This is a genomic window from Colwellia sp. BRX10-3 (assembly GCF_014077505.1).
In the GTDB taxonomy this organism is placed as follows: domain Bacteria; phylum Pseudomonadota; class Gammaproteobacteria; order Enterobacterales; family Alteromonadaceae; genus Cognaticolwellia.
In genome coordinates this window covers 60,768-82,502 of the sequence record NZ_JACGWA010000006.1, presented here as the reverse complement: position 1 = coordinate 82,502, position 21,735 = coordinate 60,768, and the positions used below count along the sequence as shown (strand labels likewise).

At 38.0% G+C, this 21,735-nt stretch carries 21 protein-coding genes; 11 read left to right on the top strand and 10 right to left on the bottom strand.

Annotated features, from left to right (window positions below; genetic code table 11):
• The first annotated feature begins 107 nt into the window (after positions 1-107).
• Positions 108-557, top strand: a complete 450-nt coding sequence (locus tag H4J38_RS10745) for an SMI1/KNR4 family protein (RefSeq protein WP_182131775.1) — start codon at positions 108-110, stop codon at positions 555-557.
• A gap of 225 nt (positions 558-782) precedes the next feature.
• On the opposite strand, the gene H4J38_RS10740 is transcribed toward H4J38_RS10745, so the two are convergent.
• Both H4J38_RS10740 and H4J38_RS10735 read right to left on the bottom strand, forming a co-directional pair.
• Entirely contained in the window at positions 783-1,871 is a 1,089-nt protein-coding gene (locus H4J38_RS10740) for an NADP-dependent oxidoreductase (RefSeq protein WP_182131774.1), read from the bottom strand.
• 107 nt (positions 1,872-1,978) lie between these two features.
• On the bottom strand, positions 1,979-2,674 hold the full coding sequence (locus tag H4J38_RS10735) for a type 1 glutamine amidotransferase domain-containing protein (protein WP_182131773.1): 696 nt from the start codon (positions 2,672-2,674) through the stop codon (positions 1,979-1,981).
• A gap of 241 nt (positions 2,675-2,915) precedes the next feature.
• Here H4J38_RS10735 and H4J38_RS10730 point away from each other — a divergent pair, with 241 nt between their 5' ends.
• Positions 2,916-3,830: a LysR family transcriptional regulator gene (locus tag H4J38_RS10730; RefSeq protein ID WP_182131772.1), complete on the top strand. Its 915-nt coding sequence runs from the start codon at positions 2,916-2,918 to the stop codon at positions 3,828-3,830.
• 35 nt (positions 3,831-3,865) lie between these two features.
• Here the strand turns inward: H4J38_RS10730 and H4J38_RS10725 are convergent, their stop codons facing one another.
• Positions 3,866-4,909 (bottom strand): ATP-dependent 6-phosphofructokinase, encoded by a 1,044-nt coding sequence (locus H4J38_RS10725; protein WP_182131771.1) that lies wholly within the window; start codon positions 4,907-4,909, stop codon positions 3,866-3,868.
• A 209-nt stretch (positions 4,910-5,118) separates the two neighbouring features.
• Here H4J38_RS10725 and H4J38_RS10720 point away from each other — a divergent pair, with 209 nt between their 5' ends.
• The gene (locus H4J38_RS10720) at positions 5,119-5,967 is read left to right on the top strand and encodes a DUF6279 family lipoprotein (RefSeq protein ID WP_182131770.1); all 849 of its coding nucleotides are present in this window, start codon (positions 5,119-5,121) and stop codon (positions 5,965-5,967) included.
• A 107-nt stretch (positions 5,968-6,074) separates the two neighbouring features.
• Here the strand turns inward: H4J38_RS10720 and pyk are convergent, their stop codons facing one another.
• The gene (gene pyk / locus H4J38_RS10715) at positions 6,075-7,529 is read right to left on the bottom strand and encodes a pyruvate kinase (protein WP_182131769.1); all 1,455 of its coding nucleotides are present in this window, start codon (positions 7,527-7,529) and stop codon (positions 6,075-6,077) included.
• A 70-nt stretch (positions 7,530-7,599) separates the two neighbouring features.
• Complete coding sequence (locus tag H4J38_RS10710) at positions 7,600-8,448, bottom strand: MurR/RpiR family transcriptional regulator (protein ID WP_182131768.1); 849 nt, start codon at positions 8,446-8,448, stop codon at positions 7,600-7,602.
• Positions 8,449-8,765: 317 nt separating this feature from the next.
• Here H4J38_RS10710 and zwf point away from each other — a divergent pair, with 317 nt between their 5' ends.
• The 5 genes from zwf to H4J38_RS10685 are packed head-to-tail and all read left to right on the top strand — an operon-like array spanning position 8,766 to position 14,452.
• The gene (gene zwf / locus H4J38_RS10705; protein ID WP_182131767.1) at positions 8,766-10,235 is read left to right on the top strand and encodes a glucose-6-phosphate dehydrogenase; all 1,470 of its coding nucleotides are present in this window, start codon (positions 8,766-8,768) and stop codon (positions 10,233-10,235) included.
• Positions 10,235-10,927: a 6-phosphogluconolactonase gene (pgl, locus tag H4J38_RS10700; protein ID WP_182131766.1), complete on the top strand. Its 693-nt coding sequence runs from the start codon at positions 10,235-10,237 to the stop codon at positions 10,925-10,927. The genes zwf and pgl overlap by 1 nt, the downstream gene beginning before the upstream one ends.
• A gap of 17 nt (positions 10,928-10,944) precedes the next feature.
• Positions 10,945-12,777, top strand: a complete 1,833-nt coding sequence (gene edd / locus H4J38_RS10695) for a phosphogluconate dehydratase (RefSeq protein WP_182131905.1) — start codon at positions 10,945-10,947, stop codon at positions 12,775-12,777.
• Between the two features lie 2 nt (positions 12,778-12,779).
• Positions 12,780-13,796 (top strand): glucokinase, encoded by a 1,017-nt coding sequence (locus H4J38_RS10690; protein ID WP_182131765.1) that lies wholly within the window; start codon positions 12,780-12,782, stop codon positions 13,794-13,796.
• Between the two features lie 8 nt (positions 13,797-13,804).
• Positions 13,805-14,452 (top strand): bifunctional 4-hydroxy-2-oxoglutarate aldolase/2-dehydro-3-deoxy-phosphogluconate aldolase, encoded by a 648-nt coding sequence (locus H4J38_RS10685; protein ID WP_182131764.1) that lies wholly within the window; start codon positions 13,805-13,807, stop codon positions 14,450-14,452.
• A gap of 490 nt (positions 14,453-14,942) precedes the next feature.
• Here the strand turns inward: H4J38_RS10685 and gap are convergent, their stop codons facing one another.
• Positions 14,943-15,941 (bottom strand): type I glyceraldehyde-3-phosphate dehydrogenase, encoded by a 999-nt coding sequence (gene gap, locus H4J38_RS10680; RefSeq protein WP_182131763.1) that lies wholly within the window; start codon positions 15,939-15,941, stop codon positions 14,943-14,945.
• A gap of 255 nt (positions 15,942-16,196) precedes the next feature.
• Here gap and gndA point away from each other — a divergent pair, with 255 nt between their 5' ends.
• From gndA to H4J38_RS10665, 3 genes are all read left to right on the top strand, one after another.
• Complete coding sequence (gene gndA, locus H4J38_RS10675; protein WP_182131762.1) at positions 16,197-17,726, top strand: NADP-dependent phosphogluconate dehydrogenase; 1,530 nt, start codon at positions 16,197-16,199, stop codon at positions 17,724-17,726.
• 593 nt (positions 17,727-18,319) lie between these two features.
• Complete coding sequence (locus H4J38_RS10670; RefSeq protein ID WP_182131761.1) at positions 18,320-19,768, top strand: glyceraldehyde-3-phosphate dehydrogenase; 1,449 nt, start codon at positions 18,320-18,322, stop codon at positions 19,766-19,768.
• A 200-nt stretch (positions 19,769-19,968) separates the two neighbouring features.
• Entirely contained in the window at positions 19,969-20,169 is a 201-nt protein-coding gene (locus H4J38_RS10665) for a hypothetical protein (RefSeq protein ID WP_220465511.1), read from the top strand.
• A gap of 73 nt (positions 20,170-20,242) precedes the next feature.
• On the opposite strand, the gene H4J38_RS10660 is transcribed toward H4J38_RS10665, so the two are convergent.
• From H4J38_RS10660 to tusD, 4 genes are read right to left on the bottom strand one after another with little or no spacing between them, the layout of a single operon-like run.
• Positions 20,243-20,575, bottom strand: a complete 333-nt coding sequence (locus H4J38_RS10660) for a TusE/DsrC/DsvC family sulfur relay protein (RefSeq protein ID WP_182131760.1) — start codon at positions 20,573-20,575, stop codon at positions 20,243-20,245.
• Complete coding sequence (gene tusB, locus H4J38_RS10655) at positions 20,572-20,868, bottom strand: sulfurtransferase complex subunit TusB (RefSeq protein WP_182131759.1); 297 nt, start codon at positions 20,866-20,868, stop codon at positions 20,572-20,574. Before tusB ends, H4J38_RS10660 begins: the two co-directional genes overlap by 4 nt.
• Before the next feature lies 1 nt (position 20,869).
• Positions 20,870-21,247, bottom strand: coding sequence for a sulfurtransferase complex subunit TusC (gene tusC / locus H4J38_RS10650; protein ID WP_182131758.1), 378 nt, complete (start codon positions 21,245-21,247; stop codon positions 20,870-20,872).
• The gene (tusD, locus tag H4J38_RS10645) at positions 21,247-21,624 is read right to left on the bottom strand and encodes a sulfurtransferase complex subunit TusD (RefSeq protein WP_182131757.1); all 378 of its coding nucleotides are present in this window, start codon (positions 21,622-21,624) and stop codon (positions 21,247-21,249) included. The genes tusC and tusD overlap by 1 nt, the downstream gene beginning before the upstream one ends.
• Positions 21,625-21,735: the final 111 nt, after the last annotated feature.

The following is a 21,735-nucleotide window of genomic DNA, read 5'->3' as shown; positions in this document are numbered from 1 at the left end:
TTAACAAATGTTGTTGATTTATTTAATCACATTCGAGAAGAAGGTTAGCAATATTGCTGGGCTTAATTATTTTATTACACGGGCTTTGATGTCCAGAGTTTATCTAAATGAACAGTATTGATCTTTTTGTGCAGAACTGGGCTAGCAAACAAGCCATGACCCCAATAGATAATGCTGGTATTGCCGAGCTTGAAGAACGCTTAGCGGCAATATTGCCGGACTCATATAAATACTTACTATCGAATTATGGCTTAGTACACACGCCCAATGTACTAACTAAAATTTGTGATTTAGGTGTCGATATTACTGAAGTTCAAGATTTTTTAAGCCTTGAAGATGTTTATTCATTATCGAAACTATACGAAATGAGTGGTATGCCCAAGGGGCATATTTTGTTTGCCTCAGATTGTAAGGGCAATATGTTTTGTTTTAAGCTTAGCGACTGTGCAAGTAACAACAAAGATATACCGGTATGGTTTTTTGATCATGACTTACGCACTTTTACTAAAGTTGGCGATACTTTTAGTGCATGGTTAGGGCGATTTAACGCGCTTTAATCTCGAAGGTAGCCCAATCGCTCTAGTAGTTCTAGCCAGTAAAACGAGCTCAGTCGTGTTAACTTTAGTCACTTAAACTCACTAACACGAAAGATACTTTATTGGATGTGAGCTAATATTGGTAGCAAACGGATATTAATGATGTGAAAAAGGGTAAATAATGCATTATTTACCCTTTTTGCTTTTAACTACGGTTAGTAACTCTGCCGTTATCAGTGACTCAGGTTATTTTGCTAATTCGAGCGGACCGACTTCAACAACTAATTTACCGAAGTTTTCGCCTTGTAATAAGCCAATAAAAGCATTCGCCGCGGCTTCTAAACCAATAACTTTATCTTCACGGTACTTAATTTTACCTTCTACAAGCCATTGACCCATCGCCTGACTAAATTCGTTATAACGATGACCGTAATCATCAAATACTATAAAGCCTTGCATCTTAATGCGCTTAACTAATATCAGGCCCATCAATTGTGAAATTCTGTCAGGCCCTGAAGGCAACTCAGTGGCATTATATTGTGAAATCAAGCCACAAACAGGCACACGCGCACTAGAGTTTAGTAATGGCATTACCGCGTCAAATACTGCGCCGCCGACATTTTCAAAATAAACATCAATACCATCAGGGCATTGCTTAGCTAGTAATTGTGCTAAATTGGCGTCTTTGTGATTTAAACAGGCATCAAAACCTAAAGTGTCAGTGACGTAATTACATTTATCTTCGCTGCCGGCAATACCGATAACCCGACAACCTTGTAACTTTGCAATTTGACCGACTAAACTACCTACAGCGCCACTTGCTGCTGCCACAACAACGGTTTCACCTGCTTTAGGCTGACCAATATCAAGTAAGCCCATATACGCAGTTAAGCCAGGCATGCCCAGCACACCAAGCGCATATGATGATGTGGTTAACGCTTTTGGTAAAATCAATAAATCGTCACCATTTGATAGTGCGTAATCTTGCCAACCGGTATACGCAACGACTAAATCGCCAACTTGGAAGTTGTCGTTTAATGATTGTTCAACACGACAAACAGCGCCGCCGACCATAACTTCGCCAATTGCAACGGGGTCGGCGTATGACTTAGCATCGCTCATTCGACCGCGCATGTATGGGTCTAACGATAAATATACTGTGCGTAGTAATACTTCACCTTGGCTTGGTGTCGGTATTTCAGCATTAATAAGGTTGAAATTTTCAGCTGTTGGTGCGCCTACAGGCCTAGAAGCTAAAGTAAATTGACGGTTTTGCTGCCAATTTTGTTCTAATGAAGTAGGGGTGTTGCCATTGTTTGATAATTTAGTTGTCATTATATTTTCCTAACTAGACATCAGTAATGTTAAATGAAATATAGCCAAAACTGGCATTATATCCATATATTTTGACTATGTTGATATGTTAGTAATGACTTTACATATTAGCTTAGTTTTTTAATTAAACGCGCAGCAGCTTCACTTGAACTGGCAGGATTTTGACCACTGATAATACCGCTGTCTTCAACTACGAATGGTGCCCAATCGTCACCTTTTTGGTAGTTTGCGCCTTGCTTAATTAGTTCATCTTCCAGTAGAAAAGGCACTATATCGGTTAACTGCACAGCTTCTTCTTCGCTGTTAGTAAAACCAGCAACTTTTTTACCTTTAACGATTGGGTTGCCATTTTTATCTTTAACATTAAGCAATACAGACGTTGAATGACAAACTACAGCTACTGGCTTATTTTGCTCAATAAATGCTGAGATCAAGTCAATTGAGTCTTGATCGTTAGTTAAGTCCCACATTGGACCATGACCACCAGGATAAAATACAGCGGCATAGTCATTTGCATTAACAAGATTTAACTTGGTGGTTGTCGCTAATACTTGTTGATTTGTTTGGTCTTGTTCAAAACGACGAGTAGCCTCTGTTTGAAAATCAGCCTCAGCACTTTTTGGGTCTAACGGTGGTTGTCCGCCTAATGGAGAGGCTAATGTTACACTGTAGCCTGCGTCAATTAATTGATAATAAGGTGCAGCAAACTCTTCTAGCCAGAAACCAGTTTTCTCGCCGGTGTCACCTAATTTATCATGCGAAGTTAATACCATTAATACTTTAGTTGTATTTGTTGCAGTCATTTTAATTTTCCTATGCTATTTAATAAGCGACTTGTTTATAAAAGTAAAAGTTGAAAAAATTACTTTTTATGAATGTAAATATTGTGAAATCAGCTATGTATGCACTTCAATGTATGTCTAAAGTATATGCTCAACTACTTTTAATACAATGCAGAGTAATTCGATATCTTTGTTTTAATTATTGATACAATGTGTAGGTAAATAATGTTTACTGGCATAATTTGTTAATACAGGTGATTACGTGGATATTTCTTTTGATCAACTTAAAAGTATGGTGGTTTTCTCGCATGTTGTTGAACAAGGTAATTTTAGTGCGGCGGCAAAGCATATTGGACTTTCTAGAGCTGTAGTAAGCTACCATATTAAGAAATTAGAACAACAGCTTGGCATTACGCTTTTAAATCGTTCAACGCGCTCTATTGCGTTAACGCAAGCGGGTAGCGACTATTATCAGCGCTGCCGTATTATTGCTCAGCAGGCCAGCGCGGCAAATCAACAAATTGAAAATGTAAAAAATGAACCAGAGGGGCTATTAAAAATTACTTGTCCGGTTAGCGTTGGCTTGCATACTATTGTGCCGGCATTAGATAAATTTCGTAAAATTCACCCAAAAATTGAGTTCGATTTGATGTTAACGGATGAAGTGGTCAATATAGTGAAAGAGGGGATTGATTTAGCCATTAGAGGAGCGCCTTTGGCCGACTCAGGTTTACAAGCCCGAAAACTTGCGGTATTAGAAACTTGTTTGTGCGGCTCTCCTGATTATTTTCAACGTTATGGTCGGCCAACTAATCCAAGTGAGTTATTACCGCACACATGGGTGATCTATAAGCTAACCAGTAATAAATTAACCCTAGAAAAAGCAGGACGCATACATACCATTGAAGTTAAAGGGGCAATAGCCACAAACAATGCTGCGGCACGAACAGCCTTTGTTGAAGGAGGGCAAGGTTTAGCACGTATTCCAACGTACGATGCCTGGCCAAAAATTAAAGCGGGGCGGTTACAATCAGTCTTAGATGATTATCAATTAAAAGCCATTGATGTTTATGGCGTATTTCCTCCAGGCGCCGCAAATTCTAAAAAACTAAGGTTATTAATTGATTTTCTAAGCCAATTTTTTACACAACAACAAGCAAGCTTAGTGACGACTTAAGTCAAATAATTTGTTATTACGCAATCACAAACTAATTAACAAAGACGTTGTGCGGTTAATGCTAAAATATTTTCTTGGGCTTGCACTAAACTTTCGCTAACGCCTTCGTGATGCATAATAGCGGTTTGTAAGGCAATATGGGCAATGGTATTGTTTTGTTCGGCAATCATGATATTTGATTGCCCAGCCATAACTGCTTGCACTGCAGCAACCCCCATCTTAGTGGCTAAAATTCGATCTTTGGCAACCGGTGAGCCACCACGTTGTATATGGCCAAGAATACATGCGGTGCAATCGATATTGGCTACGGTTTGCAACTGCTGTGCTAAAGTAGCAGCACCGCCGTGCCATAAATTTTCAGCAATGACAATAATATAGCTGGCATGTCTATTAGTTTGAGCGAGTTTTATTTCTTTAGCTAAACTGAGTAATTTTTCTTGTTCTGCGACTCTTTGATTGATAGTGGCAAAATTTTCAAATGAAATAATTTGCTCAGCAGCGCAAGCAATACCAACATTAAACGTAATATGACCACTATGTCGGCCCATTAACTCGACAATAAAAATTCGCTCAAATGCTTCTGCAGTGTCGCGAATTTTATCTATTGCTGCTATGGCAGTGTTGATCGCCGTTGAAAAGCCGATGGTGAAGTCGGTGCCATCAATATCATTGTCAATGGTGCCAGGAATGCCAATGACTTGACCAGGCCATTGTTCTTGCAAGGCAATTAAGCCAGCAAATGAGCCATCACCACCAATGACAATCAAGGCATCAATTTTTTCTTTTAATAAGGTGTTTGTTGCTTGTGCTATACCTAATGCTGTGGTCATCGCGGGACAACGGGCACTTTTTAAAATAGTACCGCCTTTATGGATAATGTGAGAGACATCCTTTACATTTAACAGTACATGCACATCGTCAATCAAACCATTAAAACCAGCACAAAAACCCACGACCGTTATTTGGTAATGTTGTGCGGCAATAACAATCGCTCGAATCGCTGCATTCATGCCGGGTGCGTCACCACCGCTAGTTAAAATGGCTATTCTTTTGATGGGATGTATGCTGTCTTTTTGCATGTTTTCCTCCAGTAGTACCTACAGGTGATTGAATATTTGAGGGAACTTTTCTTTAAACTAACAGTCATTTATCTAAAAGCGAAATAGTTTTGTATTAAAGTACGTTTAGTTTAATGTAGGTCAATCATAACGTTGAAATTCATTTGTTTCGTATTGAAGGCTATCTGTTGTACGAAAACTATTTTATCAATCAAACAGGAAAGTATTGCATGATAAAAATAAAACCAATGCTGCTTTGTATATTGCTGGCGGTGCTTGGTTCAGGTTGTAGCTTTCGCTTCGTATATAACCATTTAGATTGGTGGACTAATTGGTATCTTGATGATTATGTCACGCTAAATGAGCAACAACAGCACGCTTTTGATGATGAATTTGAACAACTGCATTTATGGCATCGAAAAACACAGTTGCCGGCTTATGCGCAGCAACTTAAAAAGCTTCAATTGGCGATTAATGGTCAGATAGAACGACAACAGGTTATTGATAATTTAGCGCAATTTACCGAGCATTGGCAAAACTTCTTAATCGCTGCAGAGCCTAAATTACAGCCGTTGGCGTACAGTTTATCGACCAAGCAAAAACAGCAACTAATGCAGGCAATAAAAGAGGGCAATCAAGATAAGCTTGATGATAATGAAGATTTTTCTGATCAGGAGTGGCTTGAAGAGCGCAGCGATGACCAAAAAGATCAACTTAAAGAGTGGTTTGGCAAGTTAACCGCTGAGCAAAAAGCGCAAGTAACATTAATTAGCAAAAATTTTCAGCGCTCATTTGAACACCGTATGGCTTACCGGCAACGTTGGAGCCATCAGTTTTCTGAACTTTTAAATGGCGACTTACCCGACCATCAATTTAAATTTGAGTTTTATCGATTATTTGTCACTGGTCGTAGTTTGCGGGACGAAAAGTTTAATGCTATTGCCGCCAATAACAACCAAATTTTTGCTGATATTTTTGTGTACATGGTCTCCAGCGCAAATGAGAAACAACGTAAACGCATCAATAAAAAGCTCGATAAAGTGATTTGGGATTTAGAATACCTAATCAATGAAGATTGATCGGCAGGCGACTGAACTCTTTTTATTAAATGTTAAGGGTCGTATAAAAAACAAAAAAATAGGTAGCTAAAAGCTACCTATTTTTATTTAACTATCGTTCACATATGTTATGCAAAGTTCTTTTTAGTTAAGGTTAATACTTTTAATGTGTTAGTTGCGCCAACAGTTTCCATTAAATCACCGTGCGTTAATATCACTTTGTCGCCAACGACTAATTCTGAGCCTTTAACTACAGTAGACAATACGTCTTGTGCCATTTTCTCCGCGTTATCTGCATCTGTTGAGTCATAAGCAACTGGATAAACACCACGGTAAATAGCCGTTTTAGTTAAAGTTTTTGCATGACGAGATAAAGAATATATGGGTAAACCAGAAGAAATTCGTGACATAATTTTCGTAGTATGGCCAGACTCAGTTAAGGCAATTATTGCTTTAACACCGTCTAAATGATTAGCCGCGTACATAGCCGACATAGCAATAGTTTCCGACACTTCTGTAAAGGTCATTTCAACGCGATGTTTCGAAGTGGTAACCGAACTTTCTTTCTCAGCACCAATACAAACGCTTGCCATCGCTTTTACCGTTTCAATTGGATATTTACCCGCAGCTGTTTCAGCCGAAAGCATCACCGCATCTGTGCCATCAAGCACAGCATTAGCAACATCCATTACCTCTGCGCGCGTTGGCATAGGTTGTTCAATCATGGTTTCCATCATTTGTGTTGCAGTAATAACTACGCGGTTTAACTGGCGGCTACGAGCAATAATATGTTTTTGTTTACCTACTAAGGCGGCATCACCAATTTCAACACCTAAATCACCACGGGCAACCATAACAACGTCAGAGGCTAGAATAATACCATCTAATACATCGTTGTCATTTACCGCTTCAGCACGTTCAATTTTAGATACTAAACGAGCGTCACAACCGGCTTCTTGAGCTAATAAACGCGCTTCGCGCATGTCAGCAGCGTCACGTGGGAAAGACACAGCAAGAAAGTCGACATTAATTTTTGCCGCAAGCTTAATATCTTCTTTATCTTTTTCAGTAAGGGCAGGAGCCGTAAGACCTCCACCTTGACGGTTAATACCTTTATTGTTTGATAATGGACCACCAACAGTTACTTCAGTGAATACTGATTGCCCTTTGGTTTCAAGCACGCGTAATTGCACACGACCATCATCAAGTAACAAAATATCGCCAGGGATAACGTCTTGAGGTAGTTTTTTGTAATCAATACCTACTTTTTCCTGACAACCTTCACCTTTAGCTAATGATGCATCTAATTCGAACTTATCGCCAATGGCTAATTTAATCGGGCCATTTTTAAAGGTTGACACACGAATTTTAGGTCCTTGTAAGTCACCTAATATACCAACATATATGCCAAGTTCTTTTGATAACTCACGTACTGTGTTTGCGCGGTCGATATGATCTTGTGGAATGCCGTGTGAGAAATTTAAACGAACAACATTTACACCTGCGGCTAGTACTTGTTTTAATACTGATCTTTCGTCAGTGGCCGGACCTAACGTCGCGACAATTTTGGTTCTTCTAGGCATCTTAATCCTTAAATTTATGCAATATTCTATGTGTTTTATAACTATTGGCAATTACACCAGTAGCAACTAATTAGTCTTTACGTTCAAAGCGTGAGCTGCGTAAACTATCTTTAACTTTTTTCAAGTTGTCTCTAAATTTTGTTCCGCGACGCAGGGTAAATCCAGTCGCTAAACAATCTATCAAGGTAAGTTGCGCAATACGTGAAGCCATCGGCATATATAAATCTGTGTCTTCGGCAACATCGACTGAAAGCACAATGTTACATTCTTTTGCTAATGGTGTTCCTGCTGTTGTTATTCCTATTACTGTGGCATCGTTTTCACGTGCTAGGCTTGCAACATCCACTAAAGACTTAGTTCTGCCAGTATGAGATATAACCACTACAACATCGCCTTGTCGACTATTTATAGCACTCATACGTTGCATCAATATGTCATCAAAATAAACCACAGGTACATTAAAGCGAAAAAACTTATTTTGCGCGTCGTGCGCAACAACAGCGGAAGCACCTAAACCAAAGAAAGAAATTTTATTTGCTTGAGTTAACAGGTCAACAGAGCGATTGATGGTTGAAGTGTCTAAACTTTTACGCGCTAATTCCAAATTGGCCATAGTCGATTCGAAAATTTTTGAAGTATATTCTTCAGCGGAATCATTTTCATCGACATGGCGATTAACGTAGGGTGTACCATTAGCTAAGCTTTGCGCTAAATGAAGTTTAAAATCTGGGTAACCTTTGGTGTCGAGACGTCGACAAAAGCGATTTACTGTTGGCTCACTTATATTGGCTTGTTTAGCCAAAGAAGCAATACTGGCATGAATAACTGTACTGGGTGATGATAATATAACTTCTGCCACCTTACGTTCAGATTTGCTAAAAGTATCCAACTCGTTGGCGATCTTTTCTAATATATTCATTACGTATTAGCCTTAGCGTGTTACTTAACTGGTTAAATACTTACCTAATTAAGAGTAACTGTAATTTATTTTCTATCTTAACAACAGAAATTATGAAAATTTATTTCATAATTTAGGCTAATATAAAACAAAACAGCTAGATTTTGCAAACCTTTAATGTTTTATCATGAAAAATTGGCCTTGAAGCCGTTATTTTTAAATGAAATACAAATAATGTAGTAATATTACAAAAAGAGCTTTACTGATGAAGCTATAGCAGATAAATTAGCTTTATATGTAGTTTAGTTACAATAAATAAATAATTGAGAATACATGCTATGAAAAACATAGATTACCCTTTAGCAAACGAAATTGTTATTTTTGGTGCACTGGGAGACTTATCTCGCCGTAAACTTTTGCCTTCTTTATATCAATTAGAACTTACCGGTTTATTAAATGAAAATACCCGTATTATAGCTGTTGCTCGAAATGATCTAACGCTTGAACAATTTACTAAACAAATTGATGAAAGTTTAAATGAGTTTATATCTGAAGCATTAGATGCTGAAAAATTATCTAAGTTTTTAGCTAAACTTGTTTATCAACAGCTAGATTTTAAAGATGTTAAATCTTACAGCAAGTTAGGTAAAGTATTATCAACAGTACAGGGTGCAAGGGTATATTATTACTCTACACCACCAGCAATATATGGTGATATTAGCCAAGGTTTAAAAACGGCTAAGTTAATTAATGATGCAGACAGAGTGGTAATGGAAAAACCTATTGGCCACTGTCTAGAGTCATCTAAAGTGATCAATGATCAAGTTTCTCGTTACTTTAAAGAAAATCAAATATACAGAATTGATCACTACTTAGGTAAAGAGACGGTATTAAACCTCTTAGTACTGCGCTTTGCCAATACTCTTTTTACCAATAACTGGGATAGAAACTGTATTGACCATGTGCAAATTACCGTTGCAGAAAGTGTTGGTATTGAAGGGCGTTGGGGCTTTTATGATGAAGCTGGTCAAATGCGAGACATGGTGCAAAACCATTTATTACAAGTTTTGTCGCTAGTGGCAATGGAACCACCGGCAGAACTCAGCGCAGATTGTGTTCGTGATGAAAAGCTAAAAGTTATTAGAGCCCTTAAACCTATTACTCGTCAAAATGTTAAAGAGAAAACGGTGCGTGGCCAATATGCAGACGGCTATTTAAATGGCGTCTCTGTACCAGGATATTTAAACGAAGAAGGTGCAAAAGCGAACAGTAAAACGGAAACTTTTGTTGCTATCAAAGCCGAAATTGATAATTGGCGTTGGGCAGGTGTACCTTTTTACCTTAGAACAGGTAAACGTATGCCGCAAAAACACAGTGAGATTGTCGTGCATTTTAAACAACAAGCTCATAATATTTTCAGTGAGAGCTATGCCAATTTACCTTGTAATAAATTGACCATTCGTTTGCAACCTGACGAAGGTGTTGAACTCGATATGATGAATAAAATTCCTGGTATCGCATCTCAAATGCAAATTCACGAAAACAAACTTGATTTAAGTTTTTCTCAAGCTTACGACAACCAACGTGTTGTTGACGCTTATGAACGCTTGTTACTTGAAGTGATTAAAGGCGACCAATCTTTATTTGTTCGTCGTGATGAAGTCGAAGCTGCGTGGGAATGGGCTGATAGTATTATTGATGCATGGCAGTCTACTAACGAAGCGCCTAAACCTTATGCAGCAGGTTCTTGGGGACCTGTTTCATCAATTTCTCTAATCGCGCGTGATGATCGCCATTGGGTAGAATAATGTATCAAATTAACGAATTCGAACAACGTCAATTACTCGATGAGTCGCTAGCTGATAAAGTTGCTGAGATATTAACTGCCGCGGTTGAAACTAAAGGCAAAGCGAGTATTGCGGTGTCAGGCGGTTCAACACCTAAAGGTTTTTTTCAAGCGTTATCGATGAAAAAAATAGCGTGGCATGCGATTACTATTACCTTAGCAGATGAACGTTGGGTTGATATTAAATCAAGCGATAGTAATACCAAGCTAGTACATGAAAACCTGATACAAAATGAAGCGGTAAATGCTAAATTTTTCTATCTAAAACAGGGTGAAAATCTCTGTCATGAAACTTTAGCGGATTTAAATATAGCCGCTAAACAGCAATTACTGCCTTTAGATGTACTAATTTTGGGTATGGGAGAAGATGGCCATACCGCCTCGTTATTTCCTTGCAGTGATGAAATAACCCAGTGTCTTGCACAGGATAGCGACGCACTATTAAAAGTAACACCAAAAACGGCACCACATCAGCGAATTAGTTTTAGTTTTGCTGCCTTAGCACAAAGTAAAAATATTTTTTTACACATAAGCGGTGCAAGTAAAAAGCAAGTGTTAGCAACTGCTATTGCCGGACAAGAATGCCAAGAAATGCCGATCAGAGCATTTTTACAAGCACCAGACGTTAATACACACATTTATTGGGCACTATAATTATGAATAAAATTTCTATGAACAAAAATATTTTACGGATCACACAACGTATCATTGACCGAAGTAAAGCAACCCGTGCTGCTTATCTTGATAAGATAGCGGGCGAAAAATCAACTACCGTGCATCGCGCTAGCTTATCTTGTGGCAACTTAGCTCATGGTTTTGCAGCTTGTGGTTCAGATGATAAGGCAACATTACGCGGTGTTAATCACTCAGATGTTGCTATTATTTCTGCTTACAATGACATGCTTTCAGCGCATCAACCATATCAAACGTATCCTGAAATTATTAAAGCGGCTGTAAAAGAAACTGGTGGCGTAGCACAATTTGCCGGTGGCGTACCTGCCATGTGTGATGGTGTAACTCAAGGTCAGCCAGGCATGGATTTAAGTTTGATGAGCCGTGATGTTATTGCCATGTCGACGGCTGTTGCTCTGTCGCATAACATGTTTGACGGTGCATTAATGTTAGGTATTTGCGATAAAATAGTCCCAGGCTTAATGATCGCGAGCATGACATTTGGACATTTGCCGACAGTGTTTGTACCTGCTGGTCCAATGCCATCTGGTTTACCAAACAAAGATAAAGCAAGAGTACGGCAGCAGTTTGCTAAAGGTGAAGTTGGTAAAGAAGAATTATTAGAAGCTGAATCTGCGTCTTATCACAGTGCCGGTACTTGTACTTTCTTTGGTACGGCCAACTCCAATCAATTAGTGGTTGAAGTGATGGGTTTACACCTTCCTGGTGCTTCTTTTATCGCACCTAATACACAATTACGTGAAGAATTAACTAAAGCCGCAGCACGCCAAGTTACTCGTTTAACTCAGCAATCTGGCAATTATATGCCAATAGGTAAAATGGTTGATGAGCGCTCAATTGTTAATGCCATTGTTGCTTTGTTAGCAACCGGTGGTTCAACCAACTTAACCATGCACATCATCGCCTTTGCTAAAGCGGCTGGTATTATTATTAATTTCCAAGATTTCAATGATTTATCTGACGCAGTGCCATTACTTACGCGTATTTACCCGAATGGTCATGCTGACATTAACCAATTCCAAGAAGCGGGTGGCATGGCATTACTATTCAAAGAACTGATTGATGCTGGTTTGGTACATGAAGATGTTGAAACTATTTGTGGCCGCGGTTTAACTCGCTATACCCAGCGACCTGTATTAGAAAATGGCAAATTAGTCTGGATCGACGGGGCAACTAGCTCAGGCGATGACGAAATAATTGCTACCGTTGAAAAACCTTTCAGCAGCCATGGTGGTTTACAAGTAATGAAAGGAAACTTAGGTGTTTCAGTGTTGAAAACCTCATCACTTCGTCAAGGCAGTTTTGTGATTAAAGCTCCTGCAGTAGTTTTTGAAGACCAACATGAACTTGATATTGCTTTTAACGCTGGTGAGTTAGAAAAAGACTTTATTGCGGTTGTTCGTTTCCAAGGTCCGAAAGCCCGTGGTATGCCTGAACTACATAAGTTAACGCCACCGTTAGGGGTTTTGCAAGATAAAGGCTTTAAAGTTGCATTAGTTACTGACGGCAGAATGTCAGGCGCTTCTGGTAAAGTGCCGGCTGCTATTCATTTATGCCCTGAGGCATTAGATGGAGGCTTAATTTCAAAAATTAAAACCGGTGATATGATTTTACTTGATGGTGAAACTGGTGAGTTAACTTTATTAGTTGAAGAAAGTGAACTCGCCAAACGTGAAAATGCTATTTTTGAAGTTAATGGTCATCATCAAGGTATGGGTCGTGAACTGTTTGGTTTTATGCGTCGTAACTTAAGCTCAGCTGAAACAGGTGCATGTTCACTATTTGATGAGAACTTTCAAGGCGGGCTATAATTATGGCTCAAAGTGAAATAAATATTATTGCTGATATTGGTGGTACCAATATGCGCGTCGCTCAAGTCGACGCAAAAGGAAGCATTGCCAATATCACCATTTATGCTTGTGCAGAACACGAGAGTTTAGCGTTTGTTTTAACAGACTTTCTGACTAAACATAAGTTGCTAGATAAGAAAATCAATGCCTGTTTAGCGATTGCATGCCCAGTAGATAAAGATCTTATTGTGATGACAAATCTACCTTGGCAGTTTTCTCAAACACAGTTGAAAGCACAATTACAGCTTAATGAATTGGTACTGATTAACGATTTTACTGCGATAGCTCATGCAATTCCACATTTAGGTAAAGATCAAAAAGTTCAAATAGGCATTGGTGATGTTATTGAAAACAAGCCTATTTCTATTTGTGGTGCTGGTACTGGCTTAGGCGTTGCAAATTTGATTGCAGTAGATTCTGGTTGGCATAGTTTAAGCGGTGAGGGTGGTCACGTAGACTTTGCGCCCGTTGGTCAACAAGAAATTGCCATTTTACAGTATCTTTCAAAGAAATACTCTCGTGTTTCCAGCGAACAATTATTGTCAGGCTTAGGTATTGAACAAATATATCAAGCCTTGAGTTTTGAAAAAAACGGTGAAACTTCAATACTGCCAGCCAAAGAAATAACCGAAAAAGCTTTATCAGGTAACTGCTCTTTATCTGTAGAAACCTTAGAGCAATTTTGTCGTATCCTAGGTAGTTTCGCTGGTAACCTAGCTTTAACACTCGGCAGTTATGGCGGTGTTTATATTGCTGGCGGCATTGTTCCTCGCTTTATCGAATTTTTTGTAAACAGTGAGTTTAGAAAAAGATTTGAAGCGAAAGGACGGTTATCTAGTTTTAATCAACCTATCCCAACATTTGTCGTCACTGAAGAACAACCCGGCTTACTTGGCGCATCAGCTTACCTTAGCCAATTTATGTCAGAAAAATCAAAAGTTATTAACACAAATCAAACAACTAACACTACAAGGTATTAAGAGGAATTATGACGTTATCGAATAATTGGCAAATTCAGCCAAAGGATCTATTTGCGATGGGCCCGATAGTTCCCGTTTTAGTTATAAAAGATGTTAAAGATGCGCTACCTATTGCAGAAGCATTGTTAGCAGCTGATGTGAAAGTACTTGAGGTGACATTACGTACACCTGCCGCTTTAGAAGTGATCAGCATCATAGCTAAACATTTACCAGAAGCGATTGTTGGCGCTGGTACAGTAACCAACCGTGATTTATTACAACAGTCTTATGATGCTGGAGCTAAGTTTGCTATTAGCCCTGGTTTAACGAAGAACTTATTAAAAGCCGGAAAAGAAGGTAATATCGCTTTAATTCCAGGCATCTCTTCTATTTCTGAATTAATGGACGGCATTGATTGTGGTTATGATCATCTTAAGTTTTTCCCTGCAGAGGCTTCAGGAGGCGTAAAAGCCTTGCAGTCAATTGGTGGTCCATTTCCAGATATTAAATTTTGTCCAACTGGCGGTATTAACTTAAATAACATTCGAGACTATTTAGCCTTACCTAATGTTTCATGTTGTGGAGGCTCTTGGTTAGTCTCAGATGAAATTATTAAACAAGGTAACTGGCAAGAAATTACGCGTTTATCAAAGCAAGTTCTAGCACATGTAAAATAAGATCTTTAGCGATTAATCTAGCATAAGTTTAATCACTTGCTGATCACCGTGTTGACAATAAAGCCAGGCATTAGCCTGGCTTTTTTATGTGAAAATTGAAATTTATACTAACAGTTACATAGGTATGCATGGCAACTAGAAATTCTAGCGAAGTGTATAAACTAATTACCGTTAGATTTTTGTCTCTGTTAACAATGGAAGTTCTAATCTCATTCGTTGACTATTACGGATGAAGTTACTGCCTGTTTCTACCAGTTCTCTACCATCTTTTATCATAGCTTGAGCTTCTGACTGTAGATTTTTTACTTATAATCATGGTGTTATGTTTTTCACATCGTCAATTGTATCTTCTAATTCATCTTGTAGGCTCAAATTATATGTTTAAGCTTTTATTTAATTTGCTGGGTATTATACTGAACGTGGAACAATATATACAAAAAAGCCAGACTGAATCTGGCTCTTAATCTAATCAGTTGTTCAAATTACATATTTATTGTTTTGAAATATAAGTTGCTAAGTCTAAAATTTTGTTTGAGTAGCCAATTTCATTATCATACCAAGAAACCACTTTCACAAATGTATCTGTTAACGCTATACCTGCTTCAGCATCAAATACTGAGGTACATCTTTCGCCGATAAAGTCGTTCGAAACCACTGCATCTTCAGTGTAGCCCAAAATACCTTTTAGCTCACCTTGTGACGCGGCTTTCATAGCAGCACAAATTTCTTTGTAACTTGCTGGATTCTCTAAATTAACGGTTAAATCAACGACTGAAACATTAGGTGTTGGTACACGAAATGCCATGCCAGTTAACTTGCCATTTAATGCAGGAATAACTTTGCCAACAGCCTTAGCCGCACCTGTTGAAGAAGGAATAATATTTTGTCCAGCACCACGACCACCGCGCCAATCTTTAGCCGATGGGCTATCAACAGTTTTTTGTGTTGCTGTTGTAGCATGCACTGTGGTCATCAAACCATCTTTAATACCCCAGTTATCATTGAGTATTTTAGCAATAGGGGCTAAACAGTTTGTGGTACATGACGCATTAGAAACAATCTCTTGTCCAGCATACTCGGTATGGTTAACACCCATTACAAACATTGGCGTATCGTCTTTTGACGGAGCAGAAAGTACAACTTTTTTGGCGCCAGCGCTAATGTGTTTACGGGCTGATTCATCCGTTAAAAATAAACCTGTTGATTCAACAACAACATCAACTTCAACTTCATTCCACTTAAGGTTAAGTGGGTTTCGCTCTGCTGTAACACGAACATTTTTTCCATTAACAACTAAGTGACCATCAACAACGTCAACAGTACCATTGAACCGACCATGAGTAGAGTCATACTTCAGCATGTAAGCGATGTAATCAACGTCAATTAAATCGTTAATAGCGACTATTTCAACATCTGCTCTGGCAAATGCTTCTCTAAACACGAATCTACCTATTCGACCAAATCCGTTGATTCCTACTCTAATTGTCATAATGAAACCTTAAAACCAAACTAAAATAATTTATGTTGTAAAATTACACCAATTGACGTGAATTACAAGTTAATAATTGATGTAAAGCCATAAATATGGATTTTTTTCTTGTTTTATTACGTTTTTTTACTAAAGTGTCAGTAATTAAACGTAGGTTTTTTAAAACAGCTAGATATTGGCCTTTTCATAACCTTATTATCTTTCTATGTTGATAATGGCATAATGCATATTATCTTTAATTTTTGTGGACTTTTTATGATACAGAACAGCAACACATGTGATATTGGCTTTATTGGTTTAGGGGTTATGGGTAAGAATTTAGTGCTTAACTTAGCTGATAACGGTTTTAGTATTGCCGCCTTTGATCTTGATATTAGTAAAGTCGAAAATGCCATTGCTCAAGACAAAGCTGAAAGTGGTTCTTCAACCGCTCGTGTTATTGGTTGTACATCATACACTGAATTACTTTCTCGCTTAAAACCACCGCATCTCATTGTATTGTCTGTTCCTGCGGGTGCACCTGTCGATCAGGTTTGCGAAAACTTAATTGGAGCTGGTATTCAACCTGACGATATTGTTATTGATACGGGTAATAGCTTGTGGGTTGATACGGTTGCGAGGGAGAAAAAATATAAAAGTAATTTTATTTTGTTTTCTTCAGCTGTTTCAGGTGGAGAAGTAGGGGCGCGATTCGGTCCAGCATTAATGCCAAGTGGTTCACCCTATGCTTGGGCAAGAATAAAACCTATTTGGCAAGCCATTGCTGCGAAAGTTGATCCAAAAACAGGTAAGCCAATTGAACGCACTAAGCCAGGTGAGGTAGTTACTGAAGGTGAACCTTGTGCTGCTTATATTGGTCCTGCAGGTGCTGGACATTATGTCAAAATGGTACATAACGGTATTGAGTATGCGGATATGCAAATTATATGTGAAGCATATCAAATGCTCCGTGACGGCTTAGGATTAACCAGTGATGCAATTGCAGATATTTTTGATATTTGGAATAAAGGTCCATTAGAAAGTTATTTAATGGAAATATCTGTCGAAGTTTTACGCCACCGAGTTGGTGAAGAGAAAACACCGTTAGTTGATCTTATATTAGACAAGGCTGGCCAAAAAGGTACTGGGCTTTGGACTGCGGTTAGTAGCTTAGAATTAGGCACACCTGCGCCAACTATTACCCAAGCAGTTTTTGCTCGTTCTATCTCTTCATTTAAAGATTTACGTATGAAGGCTTCAGGTATATTGTCTGGCCCAGAAGTTATAATACTGAAAGGTAAAGAAAAGCAGGCGTTTATTGAACAGTTACATGATGCTATTTATAGCGCAAAAATATGTGCTTATGCCCAAGGGTTTCAATTAATGAAACTCGCTGAAAAAGAACATAACTGGCAGCTTAACTTTGCAAGTATTGCAAAAATTTGGCGTGCTGGCTGTATTATCCGCGCGGCATTTTTACAGTCAATCACCCAAGCATTTGAGCGTAATTCAGACTTAGACAATTTACTTTTGGACGAATTCTTTGCTGAGCAATTAAGTAAACATCAATTGAACTGGCGCAAATCAGTGTCAACTTCTGCATTGATGGGGATCCCAACCGGCGCTATTTCATCTGCATTGTCATATTATGACTCAATACGATGTGCAGTGCTGCCTGCAAATTTATTGCAAGCACAGCGTGATTTCTTTGGTGCTCATACGTTTGAGCGCATAGATCAAGCTACAGGTAAAAAGTATCACGTTAATTGGTCAAGTGAAGCGCGTGATATACAAGAGGTAAGTTAAGTTTAGGTATTATGATGAACCAATTATAAGATTGCTGTAATTGGTTCATCATTATTTTTATCACCGTCTTTTAGTAACTGGGTTACCTGTATCTAAGTTAACTAGTACACAGTTACTTAATCGCAGTATTAACTTAGGCAAAGTTTTATAAAAGATTTTATTGAATTAAAGTTTGTGTACTCCATTTTTGATGTACGAAACATATATATTTTATTGTTTTGGTAAAATACTTGCTGAAATTTGTGAGTATCTTTAGCTTCCATTTTATCTACTAAGTTAGAAAAACCTACCGCAATACGTTCTTGTTTACATCAGTGTATTCTTGAAATTCCTGATAAATTCTCGTATGTTGGTCACATAGTTCTGCAAAGTTAGATCCTTTTTTTGTAGGCTAGCAATATAAATAAAAGCATAATTGACGCTATTCTATAAAATTTCATCGTTTTATCTATTTATCCCTGAAAAACGTTTGTAACTGGTGGCGAAATAATTCATGTTGGATTACAATATGTGCCGAATTTAGTAATTACTAATTACATCTCGATATTACTAATAACCCATCATTTAATTGACTGAAATAAAAGGTTTACGCAATGACTTCTCATCTTGAGGAACAATATCAAACTAGTTGGCAAGAACGTCAAACATTCGCTGAAAACATGCAGCCGATTATCGGAAAACTATTTAGAAACGACGGTATCGAAATTTCTATTTATGGTCGCCCACTAGTGAATGCTTCTGCTATCGACATTATTAAAGCACACAGATCAGTGTCTTTACATGAAGAAAATAAATTGCGTTTACGCGAAAGCTTTCCATTTATGCAAGCATTGGCCTGCATGCCATTAGCTCCTGCGCGTATCGACGTAGGTAAATTAGCTTACCGTTATTTATTTAAAGGTGAAGCAAATGGTCTGTCAATTGAACAATTTTTAGAAAAAGAATTATCTTCTATCGCGAAAAGTACCGACGTACAAGAATCTAAAGACGTCGTACTTTATGGTTTTGGTCGCATTGGCCGTTTATTAGCGCGTTTACTTATTGAACGTGCCGGACCAAACGCTAAATTAAAGCTACGCGCTATTGTTATTCGTCCTGGTAAAGAAGACGATTTAGAAAAACGTGCAAGTTTACTGCGTCGTGATTCAGTTCATGGTGCCTTCAACGGTAGTATCACCATTGACAAAGAAAACAACGTTATTAAGGCCAACGGTGCTTTTATCAAAATCATTTATGCCAAGTCTCCATCAGAAATTGATTACACAGCTTACGGTATCAACAATGCTTTAGTTGTTGATAACACCGGTATCTGGAGTGATGAAGAAGGTTTAGGTCAGCATTTACAATCTAAAGGTGTTGCTAAAGTTTTACTTACTGCACCGGCTAAAGGTGATATTAAAAATATCGTATTCGGCGTAAACGATGACATGATTTTAGCCGATGATAAAATTATTTCTGCCGCAAGTTGTACAACTAACGCTATTACGCCGGTTCTTAAAGCATTGAATGATGAGTTTGGTATTCGCAATGGTCATGTAGAAACTGTACATTCATATACTAATGATCAAAATTTAATTGATAACTACCATCCTGCGCCGCGTCGTGGCCGAAGTGCACCACTGAATATGGTTATCAGTACTACAGGTGCTGCAAAAGCGGTTGCGAAAGCATTGCCAGAATTGAAAGGCTTGTTAACAGGTAATGCTATTCGCGTACCTACGCCAAACGTTTCTATGGCTATTATGAACTTGAACTTGAAAAAAGAGACTGACAAAGCAACATTAAATGATTACTTACGTAACATTTCTTTGAACTCTAAATTACAAAATCAAGTTGATTACACCGCATCTACTGAAATTGTATCGACTGACTTAGTCGGTTCACGTTATGCAGGTGTTGTTGATTCGCAAGCAACAATTGTTGACGGTGATCGCGCTGTACTTTACGTATGGTACGACAATGAGTTTGGTTACAGTTGTCAGGTTGTTCGTGTGATGCTAGCAATGGCCGATATTAATGTGCCAACATTGCCATTAACATAAGCATAACTAACTCGAACGGTACTATGGTAAACATATTGTAGATCTAGTTTATTTAAATAAGCGTTTACTGTTTAGGTAAGCGCTTTTTTTATAGCTAATTTTTAATAAAGTCTTAAGTTATGTGGTGTGATGTCGATATAACATTTATAGTTATACCAAGTTAGTTAATTACAATAATCAACGTAAAAGTAGGGTAGATAATGTCAGTTGAACTGAATGCAAATAATTCTGTATCTATGGATGTCGAAACTATACTCGCGCTTAAAAGTGCAAATTTAGCAAAGTCACAAACTGAGTTAGAAGGTCAGCAGGCGTTGGCACTTATTGCTTCAACCTCTGTAGACAATGTCAGTTTACCTGCGGTCGGTAATACCGGACAAAATATTAATATCAAAGTATAAAATCTTCAGAATATCGTCTATTCAAAACATTTAAGGCTTTACAAATATATTCTGTATTCTAATCTATTTGAAACTAAATGCACCTTGCCGGTTTCGGTAAGCCAGCATATTTAGTGGCTTGTTTAGCTGGGCCTTCTTTAAACAATCGATATAAATATCGACTGCTCGCTTTTTCTTCACCAAATTCTGCTTTCATAGCTTTAGTTAAGGCGCGAATAGCAGGTGAAGTATTGTAAGTTAAGTAAAACCCTCGAACAAAACGAATAACTTCCCAATGGGCTTCTAAAAGCTCTATTTCGTCAGTGCTTGCCAACAAAACAGCTACGTCTTCATTCCATTGTGTAAAATCGAGCAAATAGCCTTGTTTATCCGTGGCTAAGCTTTGATTGTTATATATTATTGTCATGACCAAGTAATTGAATTGTCGTGTTTAAAAAGTAGTGTAACTACTTCGGTTAATGTGATTGCTATAAATATATTATTCGTACTAAATTGTGCACGTGCATCAGCGTGTAGGCTAATAAAATACACGCTTAGTTCAGGTTTTTTTTCTAGCGTATCGAGTAACAACTTATGACTTAGATTATAACAACCGTCATCCATCAATAATATACTGTCTTGCGGTAAAACCATATCAAGGCATTGTGCTAATGCACTACTGTTATAACCTGAACTTCTAATAATATGTAGCATTGCCATGTTAAAACCTGTAAATCACGTTGTGCTGATGTAAGCGTTGACTAAAAGCCTCGTTCGATAATACCTGGACATTACTGATATGAAAATTTTCAGGTAAATTTCGCTCGACTAAAGACTGTTGGCAAACATATATATTTTCAATGTCATAAAATTCTAATGCTGAAAATGTTTTTAAGTAATCTTTAATATCTATGGTTGAAGCTTTTTGATCCCCGATCACCTGAAACACCCCATCACCTAAAAAAAACAGCGATGTTGCTTGTTCGTAAGAGCCAAATATTAACGCGGTATCTAGTGCTTCTTTACCAGCAGCACTTGAAAAGGGCGCTTGGGTATTGATAAGAGCGATAGTTTTATCACCTGGTTTATTTGCTGACATTATAATTGCACCACTCGTTCGGCTTTACTGGTTAGCTCGACTAACTCACCTAAACCTGAAACTGTAAAAACAGGGTCAATACTTGAGAGTTCAAGGTTATTGAGTTCATCACTTAAACCGCGTTTTTCCGCTGCGGTAATGCATAAATATAAAGGCACACCATATTCTCTGTTGAGTTGTTGCCATTGTTTTAATGTTTGATATTCATCACTTGGAATAGACAAATGCTTAGCCGCATTTAACACGCCGTCTTGATAAAAGAACACACCAATAACACTGACACCACTTTCAACTGCCGCCCGAACAAGGTTAATCGCGGTTGTTGTTAAGTTGCTGTTGGGCTGGGTGGTTACCACTAAAGCCAATGTGTTTTGCATATAATGCCTTTTGTCCTAACTAACGTTGTTTAAAAACTGGTAATAAAAAAGCCTCAATACAGAGGCTTTATATTTTATACGGTAAGTATAAACAATTACTAATCACATTTT

Bases quoted from the DNA above. Each gene is read 5' to 3' on its own strand.
- H4J38_RS10745 (WP_182131775.1), top strand. From the start codon at position 108: ATGAACAGTATTGATCTTTTTGTGCAGAACTGGGCTAGCAAACAAGCC.
- H4J38_RS10740 (WP_182131774.1), bottom strand. From the start codon at position 1,871: ATGACAACTAAATTATCAAACAATGGCAACACCCCTACTTCATTAGAA.
- H4J38_RS10735 (WP_182131773.1), bottom strand. From the start codon at position 2,674: ATGACTGCAACAAATACAACTAAAGTATTAATGGTATTAACTTCGCAT.
- H4J38_RS10725 (WP_182131771.1), bottom strand. From the start codon at position 4,909: ATGCAAAAAGACAGCATACATCCCATCAAAAGAATAGCCATTTTAACT.
- H4J38_RS10720 (WP_182131770.1), top strand. From the start codon at position 5,119: ATGATAAAAATAAAACCAATGCTGCTTTGTATATTGCTGGCGGTGCTT.
- pyk (WP_182131769.1), bottom strand. From the start codon at position 7,529: ATGCCTAGAAGAACCAAAATTGTCGCGACGTTAGGTCCGGCCACTGAC.
- H4J38_RS10710 (WP_182131768.1), bottom strand. From the start codon at position 8,448: ATGAATATATTAGAAAAGATCGCCAACGAGTTGGATACTTTTAGCAAA.
- zwf (WP_182131767.1), top strand. From the start codon at position 8,766: ATGAAAAACATAGATTACCCTTTAGCAAACGAAATTGTTATTTTTGGT.
- pgl (WP_182131766.1), top strand. From the start codon at position 10,235: ATGTATCAAATTAACGAATTCGAACAACGTCAATTACTCGATGAGTCG.
- edd (WP_182131905.1), top strand. From the start codon at position 10,945: ATGAACAAAAATATTTTACGGATCACACAACGTATCATTGACCGAAGT.
- H4J38_RS10690 (WP_182131765.1), top strand. From the start codon at position 12,780: ATGGCTCAAAGTGAAATAAATATTATTGCTGATATTGGTGGTACCAAT.
- H4J38_RS10685 (WP_182131764.1), top strand. From the start codon at position 13,805: ATGACGTTATCGAATAATTGGCAAATTCAGCCAAAGGATCTATTTGCG.
- gap (WP_182131763.1), bottom strand. From the start codon at position 15,941: ATGACAATTAGAGTAGGAATCAACGGATTTGGTCGAATAGGTAGATTC.
- gndA (WP_182131762.1), top strand. From the start codon at position 16,197: ATGATACAGAACAGCAACACATGTGATATTGGCTTTATTGGTTTAGGG.
- H4J38_RS10670 (WP_182131761.1), top strand. From the start codon at position 18,320: ATGACTTCTCATCTTGAGGAACAATATCAAACTAGTTGGCAAGAACGT.
- H4J38_RS10665 (WP_220465511.1), top strand. From the start codon at position 19,969: ATGTCAGTTGAACTGAATGCAAATAATTCTGTATCTATGGATGTCGAA.
- H4J38_RS10660 (WP_182131760.1), bottom strand. From the start codon at position 20,575: ATGACAATAATATATAACAATCAAAGCTTAGCCACGGATAAACAAGGC.
- tusB (WP_182131759.1), bottom strand. From the start codon at position 20,868: ATGGCAATGCTACATATTATTAGAAGTTCAGGTTATAACAGTAGTGCA.
- tusC (WP_182131758.1), bottom strand. From the start codon at position 21,247: ATGTCAGCAAATAAACCAGGTGATAAAACTATCGCTCTTATCAATACC.
- tusD (WP_182131757.1), bottom strand. From the start codon at position 21,624: ATGCAAAACACATTGGCTTTAGTGGTAACCACCCAGCCCAACAGCAAC.